Source organism: Aminobacter sp. MET-1 (genome assembly GCF_026521175.1).
GTDB lineage: Bacteria > Pseudomonadota > Alphaproteobacteria > Rhizobiales > Rhizobiaceae > Aminobacter.
Genome location: NZ_JAMSHL010000005.1, coordinates 326,805 through 340,431 on the forward strand (window position 1 = coordinate 326,805; position 13,627 = coordinate 340,431).

Consider the following 13,627-nt stretch of genomic DNA (forward strand, 5'->3'; position numbering starts at 1 on the left):
TCGCAGCTGTCGCGATTTCGCGGCCTCTGCGCAAAAAAAACGCCCGCCAAAGGGCGGGCGTTTCACGTTCAGGTCGTCCGGATCAGCGCTTGGCGATCGGCACGTAATCGCGCTCGGGAGCGCCGGTGTAGAGCTGGCGCGGCCGGCCGATCTTCTGGCGCGGATCCTCGATCATTTCCTTCCACTGCGCGATCCAGCCGACGGTGCGGGCGAGCGCGAACAGCACGGTAAACATGGTGGTGGGGAAGCCCAGCGCCTTCAGCGTGATGCCCGAATAGAAATCGATGTTCGGGTAGAGCTTCTTCTCGATAAAGTATTCGTCGGTCAGCGCGATGCGCTCGAGCTCCATCGCCACATCAAGCGTCGGATCGTCCTTGATGCCGAGTTCGCCGAGCACTTCATGCGTGGTCTTCTGCATGATCTTGGCGCGCGGATCGTAGTGCTTGTAGACGCGGTGGCCGAAGCCCATCAGGCGGAACGGATCGTTCTTGTCCTTGGCGCGGGCGATGAATTCGGGGATGCGATCGACGGTGCCGATCTCGGCCAGCATGTTGAGGGCGGCTTCGTTGGCGCCGCCATGTGCCGGGCCCCACAGGCAGGCGATGCCGGCGGCGATGCAGGCGAACGGATTGGCGCCCGACGAACCGGCGAGACGCACGGTCGAGGTCGAGGCGTTCTGCTCATGGTCGGCGTGCAGGATGAAGATGCGGTCCATGGCGCGGGCCAGAACCGGGTTCACCTTGTACTCCTCGCACGGCACGGCAAAGCACATGTGCAGGAAGTTGGCAGCGAAGTTCAGCTCGTTCTTCGGGTAAACGAAGGGCTGGCCGATATGGTATTTGTAGGCCATGGCGGCGATCGTCGGCATCTTGGCGATCAGGCGGATCGAGGCGACCATGCGCTGATGCGGGTCGGAGATGTCGGTCGAGTCGTGGTAGAAGGCAGAGAGCGCGCCGACGACGCCGCACATGACGGCCATAGGGTGCGCGTCGCGGCGGAAGCCGGTGAAGAAGCGCGACATCTGCTCGTGCACCATGGTGTGGCGCGTGACGCGATAGTCGAAGTCGTCCTTCTGGGCCTTGGTCGGCAGCTCGCCGTAAAGCAGCAGGTAGCAGACCTCGAGGAAGTCGCCGTGCTCGGCGAGCTGGTCGATGGGGTAGCCGCGGTGCAGAAGCACGCCGGCGTCGCCGTCGATGAAGGTGATCTGCGACTCGCAGCTCGCCGTCGACGTGAAGCCCGGGTCATAGGTGAAGGCGCCTGTCGTGCCGTAGAGGGATGCGATGTCGATCACATCCGGCCCGACCGTTCCGCCTCGGACCTTGAACTCGTGAGTCTGGCCGCGGAATTCAAGTTTGGCGGTCGAATCTGTCATCGCATTCTCCTTAGTGCTCAGCCGCCGCAAGACGGCGAAATTTCAACAAGCAAACCCTTTGCCCGGAACGCTTGAACTTGCCTTCCAGCTTCCCCGCTGCTGTCAAATTGGCTTGTTGCCGCAATGTTGCACCGCAATAGCCTCATTTCAATGCAAAACTAGGAAAGCACTGCTGACCTAATCGATTTGATCGGAAATGCGGCTCAGACTTTCGTCGCGCCCCAGAACCTCCAGAACATCGAACACCCCAGGAGAGGTGCTCTTACCCGTCAGGGCGGCACGCAACGGCTGTGCCACGGCGCCCAGCTTCACATTTTCGCGTGTTGCGAACTCGCGGACGGCAGCTTCGGCGGAAGCTGCACTCCAGCCTGAGTCGACGGAGCTGAGTGCCCCATGCACACCTTTGAGGATGGCCTTTGCCGCGTCGTTGAGCAGGGTCGCTGCCTTCTCGTCGAGCGGCAGCGGACGCTGAGCAAACAGGAAGGCTGCGCCATCGGCGAGCTCGATGAGTGTCTTTGCGCGCTCCTTCAGGCCGGGCATCGCCGCGAGCAGCTGCGCTTTCGTCTTGTCGTTGAGTCCGTCGGCCACGGTCGCGCCGTTGGGCAGATAGGGCAGAGTGGCCACGAAGATGTCGAGCAGCTTGGCGTCGTCCATCTGGCGCATATGGACGCCGTTCAGCGCTTCCAGCTTGGCGAAGTCGAAGCGGGCAGCACCCTTGTTGACGTCCTCGATCTCGAACCAGGCGATCATGTTTTCAATGCTCATCACCTCGTCGTCGCCGTGGCTCCAGCCGAGACGGGCGAGATAGTTGAGCAGCGCCTCGGGCAGGTAGCCCATGCCGCGATAGGCATCGACACCGAGCGCGCCGTGACGCTTGGACAGCTTGGCGCCGTCGGCGCCATGGATCAGCGGAATGTGCGACATCACAGGCACGTCCCAGCCCATGGCGTCATAGATGACGGTCTGGCGCGCGGCATTGGTAAGGTGATCGTCCCCGCGGATGATGTGGGTCACGCCCATGTCATGGTCGTCGACGACGACCGCATGCATGTAGGTCGGCACGCCGTCCGAACGCAGAATGATGAAATCGTCGAGATCCTTGTTGGGGAAGCGAACGTCACCCTGCACGCGGTCGCGCACCAGCGTCTCGCCTTCCTGCGGCGCCTTGATGCGGATGACCGGTTTCACGCCTTCAGGCGCCTCGGAAGCATCGCGGTCGCGCCAGCGTCCGTCATAGCGCGGCGGGCGGCCTTCGGCGCGGGCCTTTTCACGCATCTCGTCGAGCTCGGTCGGCGTGGTGTAGCAATAATAGGCCTTGCCCATGCGAACGAGTTCCTCGGCCACTTCGCGGTGGCGCGGGGCGCGCTCGAACTGCGAGATGGGCGCACCTTCCCAGGTGAGTCCCAGCCAGGTCAGGCCCTCGAGGATCGCGGCGGTTGCAGCATCGGTCGAGCGTTCGCGGTCGGTATCCTCGATGCGCAGCAGCATCTTGCCGCCGGTGTGGTGGGCATAGAGCCAGTTGAACAGGGCGGTACGCGCACCACCGATATGCAGATAGCCGGTGGGCGAGGGGGCGAAGCGGGTGACGACGGACATAGCAGATTCCAAGGAAGCATGGCGTCGCCCGGCCGGAGGACCGGCGGCGCATGGTGTTTCGGTGGCGTTGATGTAGCATAGAAGGTCAGGGGCGCAAGAGGCAGGCCCGATGGGCGACCGGGTGCGGGAGGGGCAGGCCGGAGAAAGTCCGGCGGTGGAGGTCAGCGAGCGCGACTTGCTGAACCGTCCGGCTGCGCTTCCGACTTTGATCCCAGCGCCCGAACGACTGCCCGACGCGCCCGGCAATGCCGCGGAAGCCACGGCCCCAACCCTCTTCGGGGACGTCTCGGATCGTCTGTGGCTGGCTGGATCGGATCTGGCCAGGAGGCTGCGAACCGCTCGGGTTCAGCTTGCCGTCGAGGCCGAGCTCGAACGCGGTGCGGCATTCATGCTGGTCCCGGTCTTCCTCGCCCTGGGCGCGTTGATCTATTTCAACCTGCGCAATGAGCCCGAGCTGCTGCCTCTCGTGGCGGCGTTCGGGCTCATGCTTGCGCTTTGCGTGCTGGCCCGGTCGCGCAGGATCGTCCATCTCGGACTAGCGGCCTGGGCCTGCATGGCGCTCGGCCTGGTCGCCGCCAAGGTTGAAACCATGAGGATGGCTACAAAGATGCTCGGCGCCGAGGTTTCGACCACCCTGAGCGGGAGGGTGGTGGACATCGACCATCTCGACAAGGGGCGTCTGCGCCTTACCATCGATGTGGCTACGACCGCGAGACCCAGGCTGCGTTTTGCCCCCGATAGGGTAAGGCTCGTCGCCCGCCAAGCGCCTGAAGGTCTGGTCGCCGGCTCGACGGTGCAGGGCTACGCCAGGCTCATGCCGCCATCGGGGCCGGTGCGCCCCGGCAGCTACGACTTTTCCTTCGAGAGCTATTTCGACGGCATCGGCGCAAGCGGGTTCTTCATGAAGGGGCCAGATCTGGCGGCCTCGACGACAGAGCAGACGCCAACTCAAAGTATGTTGGCCTGGGTGGCGAATGCCCGTGACCGAGTTGCTGAGCGCATCCGCCAGCGTATTGGCGGTGCCGAAGGCGAGATCGCGGCAGCACTTGTGGTCGGCGTGCGTGGCGGCATCCCCGAAGATGTCAATGAGGCTCTCCGCCGAACAGGGCTCTATCACATCATCTCGATCTCCGGCCTGCATATGGCGATGGTTGCCGGCACGGTGATGTTCCTTATGCGTCTTGGCTTTGCCGCCTTCCCGGATTTCGCATCGCGGCATCCCGTCAAGAAATACGCCGCCGTCGTCGCCCTGGTCGGCATTGCCGCCTATCTGTTCATCTCGGGCGGAGAGGTGGCGGCCCAGCGCAGCTTCGTCATGCTGGCCGTGATGTTGACTGCGGTGCTGTTTGATCGTGCTGCGCTGACGATGCGCAATCTCGCCATTTCCGCCATCATCGTCATTCTGGTGTCGCCGCATGAGGTGGTCGGTCCGAGCTTCCAGATGTCGTTTGCCGCCACCGCAGCACTCGTCGGGGCCTATGGCTGGTGGTCCGAGCGCCGTGAGGAGCAGGCACAGCCTGTTGGCGAGATGACATTGTGGTCGCGTGCCTGGCACTGGGGGCGCAACGCCACAGTCGGCCTTGTCGCTACCTCCATCATCGCCGGTGTCGCCACGGCAGTGTTCGGCGCCTGGCATTTCCAGCGTGTGTCGCCGCTCAGCCTCGTCGCCAATCTGGCGGTCATGCCTGTCGTATCGGTGCTGGTGATGCCGTTCGCGGTGTTCGCCAGCCTAGCCATGCCCTTCGGACTGGATGGGCCGTTCCTCGATGTCATGGGCGCCGGTTTGCGCGTCATGATCGCCATGGCCGAATGGATTTCCGACCGCTCGCCGCTGGACGCCGTCGGGCTGGTATCGACCTGGTCGGTCGTGCTGGTGACAATAGCCCTTGTCGTCGCTGCGACGGCGACGACCTGGCTGCGCCTTGCCGCAGTGCCATTCGTCGTGGCCGGCGTGCTCGTCATCGGCGTCGCGCCGTCGCCGGATGTGCTCGTGGCCGAAGATGGACGCCTCGTCGGCGTCGCCACCGACGATGGCAAGCTCGCGGTCAACAGGCCAAGGCCAAACCAGTTCACGTCAGACAACTGGATGCGGGCGTTGGCGGTGGAAGAGCTTAGCAAGCCGTCGCAGGATGCAGAGAAGACCAGAGGGACCGCAGCTCCGGCTGCCGATGGCCCACGCTTTGGGGCCGCGCCGCAGAGCCTTCCTGCGAATGGTCGGGCCAAAGGCCTTGCGCCAGCTGAGGACGCCGTCAAAACCGTCGCCGGCGCAAGTGCCTTCCACTGCTCCGCGGGTTTGTGCACGCTTCGACATCAATCCGGCGCGACGGTTGTCCACGCGTCCAATGCTGCTGCGGCGTGGCAAGTCTGCCGAACGGCTGCACTCGTCGTCATCGACGATGCGACTGCTGGAGATGTCTGTGGCGGGCAGGTCGCAACCGTAGTGACCAAGCGCGATCTGGCGCGTCTGGGCAGCGCCGCGGTCTATCTGACGCCAGTCGTGGCGGGCGGCGCGTCGGTGCTATCGGTCGAATATGCCATCACCGAGCCCTACCGGCCATGGCATGCGCACCGCCAATTTTCCCGCGAGGCGAGGGGACTTGCACCCAATCGCCAAGAGGCGGTGAGAAAACAGCCAGACAACGCGACGACCGAATAGCCCACCGCAGGCAAGCGTGCCATATGCGGCAAGCTCGAAACTGCGGTCTATACGGCCTCGAAGCATCTCAAGACTACCATCGCCATTTCCGCTCTCCTCGGATTGCGGCCACGCTCAATGTCTTTGCTCTTACACAACTTGAGACGGAAAACGCTTCGTCTTCTGGGAGTTGCCCTAGTAGCGGCGGATCAGCCCGACGAGCTTGCCCTGCACCTTGACCCTGTCTGGCCCGAAGATGCGGGTCTCATAGGCGGGATTGGCTGCCTCCAGAGCGATCGAGGCGCCCTTGCGGCGGAAACGTTTCAGCGTCGCCTCCTCGTCGTCGACGAGGGCCACGACGATCTCGCCGGGGCTCGCGGTACTGGCATTCCGGATGATGACAGTGTCGCCGTCGAAAATGCCGGCCTCGATCATCGAGTCGCCTTTGACCTCAAGCGCATAGTGCTCGCCGCCCATGATCATGTCTGGCGGCACCGAAATGGTGTGTGTCCGGTGCTGGATCGCGTCGATCGGCACACCCGCAGCGATCCGTCCCATGACTGGAATGGCAATGGCGGACACGGCATCGTCGTCGTTGCTTGCAGCGGCCGGGCGCGACGGCTCGGGCTTGCGGCCAAGCGACCCTTCGATGACGCTTGGCGAGAACTTCCTGGCAGCGTTGAGACCGGGCGCAATCGAGTCGGGCAGGCGCAGCACTTCGAGCGCTCGTGCCCTGTTGGGCAGGCGGCGGATGAAGCCGCGTTCCTCGAGTGCGGTGATCAGGCGATGGATGCCGGACTTGGAGGCGAGGTCGAGCGCTTCCTTCATTTCATCGAAGGATGGAGGGATGCCCGCCTCCTTCAACCGCTCATGGATGAACAGCAGAAGCTCATGTTGTTTGCGCGTCAGCATCGCCGCCCCCAAGGAATCGCGAGAAAAACAAACCCGGAACAAACACTATCTGTTCCAGTTGTGTTCCGCAACTGTTTAAATTTCGTGAAGGTTATCGGCGGGATTGTTCAGCGCAGCATCAGCACGCGGCAGGCACTGCCGGATTCGGCCGGTTCCGCAAAGGGGCCGCGGATAACAGCGCAATTGGCGTCGGCCAGCGTCCGGAGCATGGACGAATCCTGCACCGTAAACGGCGTGACGACGAGCCCATCAAGGGTCTGGCGTGCGACAGCGCGGACAAAATCCTGACGCAGATCGTTGGCCGGCATCGGCGTATCGAGCACACCGTCCCTGATGTCGGCGACGTGAGAGCGTCCGCCCAATTTTGCCAGCAGCGGCTTCAGGAAGATGTGCGAGCAGATGAGGCTCGCGACCGGATTGCCGGGCAGGCCGACGCAGCGCGTCGCGCCGAGGCGACCAAACATCAGCGGTTTGCCGGGGCGCATGGCGATCTTCCAGAACGAAAGATCCATGCCGAGGCCGGTTAACACGCGATGCACTAGGTCGTGGTCGCCGACGGACGCACCGCCCAGTGTGACGATGACATCGGCCTTGGCGTCGAGTGCTTTCTGGACCAACCCCGAGATGGCGTCCGTGCTGTCGGCGGCTATGCCGAGGTCGAGCACACGAGCGCCGATCGAGCGGGCAATTGCAGCGACGCCATAGGCGTTGGACGAGATGATCTGGTCGGGGCCGGGCGTGCTACCCGGCAGCAGAAGCTCGTCGCCGGTGGCGATGATCGCGACCAGTGGTGCGCGCACCACCTGGACGTCGGGGTGATTGGCGGAGGCGATCAGCGAGAGGGCTGCCGGATCGAGCAGGCGGCCGGCGTCGAGGATGAGGTCGCCTTCGCTGAAATCGAGGCCGCTGAGGCGAATGTTGCGGCCGGGATCTGTCGGTTCCAGCACTTCGACCGCACCATTGCCGAGATCACGCGCGTTTTCCTGGATCACCACGGTGTCCGCCCCCGCGGGAACCGGCGCTCCGGTGAAGATGCGCACTGCCTGTCCCGTACTGACGGTCCCGGTGAATTGTCGTCCCGCCGGGGCCTGGCCGATGACTGAAAGTTTCGCCGGAAGCGTGGCGATGTCTGCTGCCCTGACAGCATAGCCGTCCATGGCGGAGGCGTCGAAAGGCGGCTGGGTGCGCAAGGCGTACAGCGGTGCCGCCAGAACGCGGTCGGCTGCCTCGTGCAGGGTAACCCGATCCGTGCCGGTGGGTGCGGCACCTTCAAGCAGGCGTTCGAGAGCCTCGGTGACCGGCAGCAGTGCCATCTATTCTGTCGCCTTGAAGTCGCCCGACTTGCCGCCGGTCTTTTCGATCAGCCGGATGCCTGAAATCACCATGCCGCGGTCGGCCGCCTTGGCCATGTCGTAGATGGTCAGGCAGGCAACTGAGGCAGCCGTCAGCGCCTCCATCTCGACGCCGGTCTTGCCGGTGACGCGCGCAAGTGCGGTCACGCGCAGGCCGGGCAGGGTCTCGTCCGGCTCGATCTCAACCGTCACCTTGGTCAGCAGGATCGGATGGCAGAGCGGGATCAGCTCATGCGTGCGCTTGGCCGCCATGATGCCGGCAATGCGCGCTGTGCCCAGCACGTCGCCCTTCTTGGCGTTGCCGGAGAGGATTAGATCAAGCGTCTCGGGCCGCATGGCGATCATGCCTTCGGCGATCGCCGTGCGGGTCGTTTCGGCCTTGTCGCCGACATCGACCATGTTGGCTTCGCCCGCGGCACCGATATGGGTGAGCGCCGCTGCCATGTCAGGCTCCGGCCGCTTGCTGCGCGCCTTCGAGCAGCAAGCGGGTCGCTGCCGCCACGTCGGACTGACGCATCAGGCTTTCGCCGACGAGGAAGCTGCCGATGCCCGACTTCTCCAGCCGCAGACAATCGTCATGGGTGAAGATGCCGCTTTCGCCGACCAGAACGCGATCCGCCGGCACCATCGGCGCCAGCCGCTCCGACGTGGTGAGGCTCACCTCGAAGGTCCTGAGGTTACGGTTGTTGACGCCGAGGAGCCGCGATTCAAGCTTCAGCGCACGCTCGGTCTCTTCCTCGTCATGCACCTCGATCAGGGCATCCATGCCGAGCTCGAAGGCGGTGTCCTCGAGGCGGCTGGCATCGTCGTCGCTCAGGCTCGCCATGATTATCAGGATGGCGTCCGCGCCCCAGGCACGGGCTTCGTAGACCTGGTAGGGCTCGAACATGAAGTCCTTGCGCAGCGCGGGCAGGGCGCAGGCCTTGCGCGCCGCGGTGAGGAATTCCGGGGCGCCCTGGAACGACGGCGTGTCGGTCAGGACAGAAAGGCAGGCGGCGCCGCCCCCGGCATAGGCTTGAGCCAGCGACGGCGGATCGAAATCGGCGCGGATCAAGCCCTTGGACGGGCTCGCCTTCTTGATCTCGGCGATCAGCCCGAAACGGCCCTCGCGGCGCTTGGCTTCCAGCGCCTTGAGGAAGCCGCGCGGCGTGTCGGCATCGCGTGCCTGCGCCTGCAGTTCGCCGAGCGGCAGGCGGGCCTTGGCAGCTGCGATCTCGTCGCGCTTGTAGGCTTCGATGCGGCGGAGGATGTCGGCCATGGTGCTATCCGTTCGAGATGCCGACCAGCCGGTCGAGCACGGCGCGGGCGCGGCCACTGTCGATCGCATCGGCGGCAAGCTTGATGCCTTCGCCAATGGTTGCGACCTTACCGGCGACAACCAGGCCGGCGCCGGCATTCATCAGAACCGTGTCGCGATAGGCACCCTTGGCACCCTCTATCACGCCACGCAATGCCGCCGCATTGTAGGAGGAATCACCGCCACGCAGCTCTTCGCGCGTGTGCCTGGCGAGGCCGACCTGTTCGGGCGTCAGCGTGAAGGTCGAGATCTTGCCGTCGGCCAAGGCCGCGACATGCGTTTCGCCCGTCGTGGTGATCTCGTCATAGCCGTCGCCATGAACGACCCAGGTCGAGACGGCGCCAAGTTCCTTCAGCGTCTCGGCGACCGGAACAATCCATTCGGGCGAGAACACGCCGACGAGCTGGCGGTCGACGCCGGCCGGATTGGAGAGCGGGCCGAGCAGGTTGAAGATGGTGCGCGTGCCGAGTTCGACGCGTGTCGCACCGACATGCTTCATTGCCGGATGATGCGCGGGCGCGAACATGAAGCCGACGCCTGCTTCGTGGATGCATCGGCCGATGGCCTCGGGCGTAAGCTCGATGTTGACGCCCAGCGCCGTCAGCACGTCGGCAGCGCCTGTCAGCGACGACAGGCCGCGATTGCCGTGTTTGGCCACAGGCACGCCCGCGCCGGCGATGACGAAGGCCGATGCGGTCGAGATGTTGACGCTGTGCGAGCCGTCACCACCGGTGCCGACGATGTCGATGGCATCCGCAGGTGCGTCGACGCGCAGCATCTTGTCGCGCATCGTGGCGACGGCGCCCGAAATCTCGCTGACGGTTTCGCCGCGCACGCGCAGCGCCATCAGGAAGCCGCCTATCTGGCCGGGCGTCGCTTCGCCCGACATGATGATGTCGAAAGCATCGCGTGCTTCCTCGAAGGTGAGCGGCGTTCCCGCTGCGACCTTGGCGATATGGGGCTTCAGCGCGCTCATCTTGCCGGTGCCGTGCTTGCCCGGGCCAGGGCCTGCTGGTTGACGGTTGCACCGTATTCGGCCTGCAGTTGCTGCACCAACTGATCGAGCAGGTCGTCCGACATGCCGGTGGCGAAGGACTTCTGCGCGTCTGCCGGAACCGTGCTGGCATCGGCGCCGGCCGGCTCAAACACCTCGACGATCTTGAACAGGATCTGGCCGTCGCCGGTCGGCGAGGGCACGACGCCGGTGCCGCCCTGGCCCATCTCGAACATGGCGGCAGCACCTTCGCGACCGAAGTCGGCGTCATCGGCCTCGCGCTTCAAGCCGCGCTTGGTCTGCTTCTCGAGATTGAGCTCGGAGGCGATGGTGGCGAGGTCGGTACCGTCCTTGAGGCGCTTTGCCAGCTCGTCGGCCTTGTCCTTGAGGCGCTTTGTCGTCTCGGCGGCAGTCCAGTCGGCCACAACCTTGTCGTGGACCTCGTCGAGCGTACGATCACGGGCAGGCGTGATGCCGTTGACCTCGAAGAACACGAAGCCGTTGGTGCCGATGTTGAGCGGCTGGTTGTCGATGCCGGCTTCCGCCTCGAAGACGGCCTGGATCAGGTTGCGTGAGTCCGGCAGGGTGCTGACGACGGTGCCGTCAGGGCGCTGACCGGCGCGGTCGATCGCTTCGATGGTGTTGACCTTGAGCTTCAGCTTGTCGGCAGCCGACTGCATGGAATCGCCTCCAGCGCGCGCGTCTTCGTAGGAATCGTGCACGTCGAGCAGGATGCGATTGGCTTCCGCCAGGGCCAGGTCCTTGCGGATCTGGTCCTTGACCTCATCCAGAGGCTTGGTTGTCTCGGGTGTCACTTCACTGACGCGGACCAGCACCGGTCCGAAGGCGCCCTGAATGACGTCGCTGACCTGGTTGGCCTGCAGCGCGAAAGCGGCTTCAGCAACCGCCTTGTCGGCGATAACGTCCTTGGTGACGGTGCCGAGCGCGACGTCTGCTGCGGTCTTGCCCTGGTCGGCGACCATCTTGTCGAATGCCGTGCCGCCCTTGATCGCGTCCGACGCTGCCTTGGCCGCATCGGCGCTGGCGAAGACCAGTTGGTCGATCTTGCGCGTCTCTGGCGTGGTGAAGTGCGACTTGTTCTTGTCGTAGTCCTGGCGAACCTGCTCGTCGGTCACCGAGCCGAGGTCCATGATGTCCTCGGGCTCAAGCTTGACATAGCTCAGCTTGCGGAACTCGGGTGCCGCGTAGTTCTTCTTGTTTTCCTCAAACCAGGTCTTGAGCGCGTCGGCAGCCGGAGGGGCGATTGGCTCGACCAGCGACTTCGGCAGGGTGAGGTAATCGACGGTGCGGTCTTCGCCGCGATAAAGGGCTACTGCTCGCAGGAAGGTGTCGGGCGCCTTCATGCCGTCGGAAACGGCCTCGACGATCTGCTGGCGCACGGCGACCTGGCCGCGGTTCTTAAGATAGTCCTCGGGGCGCATGCCGATCTGGCGCAGGATGTATTCGAATGCACGGCGGTCGAACTGGCCATCGGGACCCTTGAAGGTCGGATCGTCCCAGGTCAGCTGTGCCAGGCGGTCCTTGGACAGGCCGAGGCCGAGCTTGCGCGCCTGCTCATCGAGCACCGCACCTGCAACGAGCTGCGCCACGACCTGGTTCTCGATGCCGAGCGCCTTGGCCTGTTCGGCAGTCAGGCGCTGGCCGAACTGCTGCGACATGACATTGAGCTGGCGGTCGTAGGCGAGGCGATATTCGACTGCGGACACAGAGGTGCCGCCAGCGGTGATGACCTTGTCGCCGCCGAATTCGTGTAGCATGCGTCCGGAAATGCCCCAGATGGCGAAGCTCACCACAAGCAGCAGAAGCAGCAGCTTCGCGACCCAGGTTCCAGCGGCACTTCGCATCGTTTCGAGCATATTCAGATCCCGTATTCGCGCATTCTCGCATGCGCCTGCATGAACGAAGCGCAATAGCGTCCTTCGACGCCAGTGTCGATTGCTTTGTGGCCTGATTTTGGTAGTGAGGGTGCCCGAGCGTAGTTAGATGTCGAGGGAAGAGCACATGACTCCAGGAATTCGCCCACTCGTTGCCGGCAACTGGAAAATGAACGGCACGAGCGCATCGCTCAATGAATTGCGGAGCATTGCGGGCGGTTTCATGAGCGGCCTCGACGCCGACACCGAAGCTTTGCTCTGCCTGCCGTCGACGCTGTTGTCGCGCGCCTCGGAAATCCTCCATCGCACGCCGGTCAAGGCGGGCGGCCAGGATTGCCACGCCAGGGAAAACGGCGCCCACACCGGCGATATCTCGGCCGAGATGCTGAAGGATGCAGGCGCGAGCCACGTCATTGTCGGCCACTCCGAACGCCGCACCGACCATGGTGAAACCGATGATGTCGTCCGCGCCAAGGCGGAAGCCGCATGGCGGGCAGGGTTGGTCGCCGTCATCTGCATCGGCGAGACGCTTGCCGAACGCGAGACGGGGGAAACCCTGAAGGTGCTGTCGCGCCAGATCGAAGGTTCGGTGCCCGGCACCGCTACCCCATCCAATGCGATCATCGCCTACGAACCAGTCTGGGCCATCGGCACTGGCCTTACCCCGACCGCCGCCGACGTGGCCGAAGCGCATGCGCATATCCGTACACGCCTGACCGACAAGCTCGGCGAGGTGGCTGCCAAGATGCGCATCCTCTATGGCGGCTCGGTGAAGCCGTCGAACGCCGTCGAGCTTCTCAACATCGCCAATGTCGACGGCGCGCTCGTCGGTGGCGCCAGCCTCAAGGCTGCCGACTTCCTCGGTATCGCGGAAGCCTATCGCAAGCTCTGATTTAACCCAGGGTGACCGTTGCAAAGGCAGCGTGTCGCCCCATATTCGGGCGGCGGGCTTGGAAATGCTGTCAAAGCATTGTATTGAGCCGCCTCCGGAATGCCGGGCGCGTTAGCGTGCCGGCCAGTCCCCGTCAGGAAAGATCCCAGGAAGCGCAATGGAAACCGTCATCATCGTCATCCATCTGATGGTCGTGCTCGCCCTCGTCGGCGTGGTGCTTCTGCAGCGTTCCGAAGGCGGTGGTCTCGGCATCGGCGGCGGTTCCGGCTTCATGACTGCGCGCGGCGCCGCCAATGCGCTGACCCGCGCCACGGCAATCCTGGCAACCGTCTTCTTCGTCACGTCGCTGACGCTGTCGATCATCGCCCGCTACGGCGAGAAGCCGATCGACATTCTCGACCGCGCTCCGGCGACGCAGGGAGCGCCGTCGGGCAACGGCCAGGGCATCCTCAATCAGCTCGGCGGTTCGACGGCCCCGGCCCCAGCGGCACCTGCTTCGGGCACGACGGCGCCTGCAGCACCCGCGACCGAACAGCCTGCAGCGCCGGCTACCGCTCCGGCGGCCTCGGGTTCGGCCGAGCAGCCTGCTTCGGGCACGGCTCCTGCCACGCCGCAGGTTCCCAACTAAATCGAGCCTGCCTGCCGCAACCTGTTGTTGTTTGAACACAGTCGCGGCAAATCA

The 13,627-nt window shown here is 64.4% G+C and carries 11 protein-coding genes; 3 read left to right on the forward strand and 8 right to left on the reverse strand.

What is annotated here, in order from left to right:
- Positions 1–82: 82 nt before the first annotated feature.
- Together gltA and gltX are read right to left on the reverse strand one after the other, a co-directional pair.
- Positions 83–1,372 carry a citrate synthase gene (gene gltA, locus NDO48_RS10280; protein ID WP_018428095.1) on the reverse strand — a complete coding sequence of 430 codons (1,290 nt, stop codon included), beginning with the start codon at positions 1,370–1,372 and terminating at the stop codon, positions 83–85.
- A 177-nt stretch (positions 1,373–1,549) separates the two neighbouring features.
- Entirely contained in the window at positions 1,550–2,968 is a 1,419-nt protein-coding gene (gene gltX, locus NDO48_RS10285; RefSeq protein WP_018428094.1) for a glutamate--tRNA ligase, read from the reverse strand.
- A 109-nt stretch (positions 2,969–3,077) separates the two neighbouring features.
- Here gltX and NDO48_RS10290 point away from each other — a divergent pair, with 109 nt between their 5' ends.
- Positions 3,078–5,624 carry a ComEC/Rec2 family competence protein gene (locus tag NDO48_RS10290; RefSeq protein WP_040456200.1) on the forward strand — a complete coding sequence of 849 codons (2,547 nt, stop codon included), beginning with the start codon at positions 3,078–3,080 and terminating at the stop codon, positions 5,622–5,624.
- 174 nt (positions 5,625–5,798) lie between these two features.
- Here the strand turns inward: NDO48_RS10290 and lexA are convergent, their stop codons facing one another.
- From lexA to NDO48_RS10320, 6 genes are all read right to left on the reverse strand, one after another.
- Complete coding sequence (gene lexA, locus NDO48_RS10295) at positions 5,799–6,515, reverse strand: transcriptional repressor LexA (protein ID WP_018428092.1); 717 nt, start codon at positions 6,513–6,515, stop codon at positions 5,799–5,801.
- Positions 6,516–6,622: 107 nt separating this feature from the next.
- On the reverse strand, positions 6,623–7,828 hold the full coding sequence (gene glp / locus NDO48_RS10300; RefSeq protein WP_018428091.1) for a gephyrin-like molybdotransferase Glp: 1,206 nt from the start codon (positions 7,826–7,828) through the stop codon (positions 6,623–6,625).
- Entirely contained in the window at positions 7,829–8,311 is a 483-nt protein-coding gene (gene moaC, locus NDO48_RS10305) for a cyclic pyranopterin monophosphate synthase MoaC (RefSeq protein WP_018428090.1), read from the reverse strand.
- Between the two features lies 1 nt (position 8,312).
- Positions 8,313–9,125 carry an indole-3-glycerol phosphate synthase TrpC gene (gene trpC / locus NDO48_RS10310; protein ID WP_018428089.1) on the reverse strand — a complete coding sequence of 271 codons (813 nt, stop codon included), beginning with the start codon at positions 9,123–9,125 and terminating at the stop codon, positions 8,313–8,315.
- 4 nt (positions 9,126–9,129) lie between these two features.
- A complete protein-coding gene (gene trpD / locus NDO48_RS10315) occupies positions 9,130–10,140 on the reverse strand; it encodes an anthranilate phosphoribosyltransferase (RefSeq protein WP_018428088.1) in 1,011 nt (336 codons plus the stop codon).
- Complete coding sequence (locus tag NDO48_RS10320) at positions 10,137–12,035, reverse strand: peptidylprolyl isomerase (protein WP_018428087.1); 1,899 nt, start codon at positions 12,033–12,035, stop codon at positions 10,137–10,139. Before NDO48_RS10320 ends, trpD begins: the two co-directional genes overlap by 4 nt.
- 145 nt (positions 12,036–12,180) lie before the next feature.
- Here NDO48_RS10320 and tpiA point away from each other — a divergent pair, with 145 nt between their 5' ends.
- Both tpiA and secG read left to right on the forward strand, forming a co-directional pair.
- Positions 12,181–12,945 carry a triose-phosphate isomerase gene (gene tpiA / locus NDO48_RS10325; RefSeq protein WP_026227216.1) on the forward strand — a complete coding sequence of 255 codons (765 nt, stop codon included), beginning with the start codon at positions 12,181–12,183 and terminating at the stop codon, positions 12,943–12,945.
- A gap of 157 nt (positions 12,946–13,102) precedes the next feature.
- Positions 13,103–13,573: a preprotein translocase subunit SecG gene (secG, locus tag NDO48_RS10330; protein WP_018428085.1), complete on the forward strand. Its 471-nt coding sequence runs from the start codon at positions 13,103–13,105 to the stop codon at positions 13,571–13,573.
- Positions 13,574–13,627: the final 54 nt, after the last annotated feature.

Coding starts and splice junctions, on each gene's coding strand:
- gltA (WP_018428095.1), bottom strand. CDS start 1,372: ATGACAGATTCGACCGCCAAACTTGAATTCCGCGGCCAGACTCACGAG.
- gltX (WP_018428094.1), bottom strand. CDS start 2,968: ATGTCCGTCGTCACCCGCTTCGCCCCCTCGCCCACCGGCTATCTGCAT.
- NDO48_RS10290 (WP_040456200.1), top strand. CDS start 3,078: ATGGGCGACCGGGTGCGGGAGGGGCAGGCCGGAGAAAGTCCGGCGGTG.
- lexA (WP_018428092.1), bottom strand. CDS start 6,515: ATGCTGACGCGCAAACAACATGAGCTTCTGCTGTTCATCCATGAGCGG.
- glp (WP_018428091.1), bottom strand. CDS start 7,828: ATGGCACTGCTGCCGGTCACCGAGGCTCTCGAACGCCTGCTTGAAGGT.
- moaC (WP_018428090.1), bottom strand. CDS start 8,311: ATGGCAGCGGCGCTCACCCATATCGGTGCCGCGGGCGAAGCCAACATG.
- trpC (WP_018428089.1), bottom strand. CDS start 9,125: ATGGCCGACATCCTCCGCCGCATCGAAGCCTACAAGCGCGACGAGATC.
- trpD (WP_018428088.1), bottom strand. CDS start 10,140: ATGAGCGCGCTGAAGCCCCATATCGCCAAGGTCGCAGCGGGAACGCCG.
- NDO48_RS10320 (WP_018428087.1), bottom strand. CDS start 12,035: ATGCTCGAAACGATGCGAAGTGCCGCTGGAACCTGGGTCGCGAAGCTG.
- tpiA (WP_026227216.1), top strand. CDS start 12,181: ATGACTCCAGGAATTCGCCCACTCGTTGCCGGCAACTGGAAAATGAAC.
- secG (WP_018428085.1), top strand. CDS start 13,103: ATGGAAACCGTCATCATCGTCATCCATCTGATGGTCGTGCTCGCCCTC.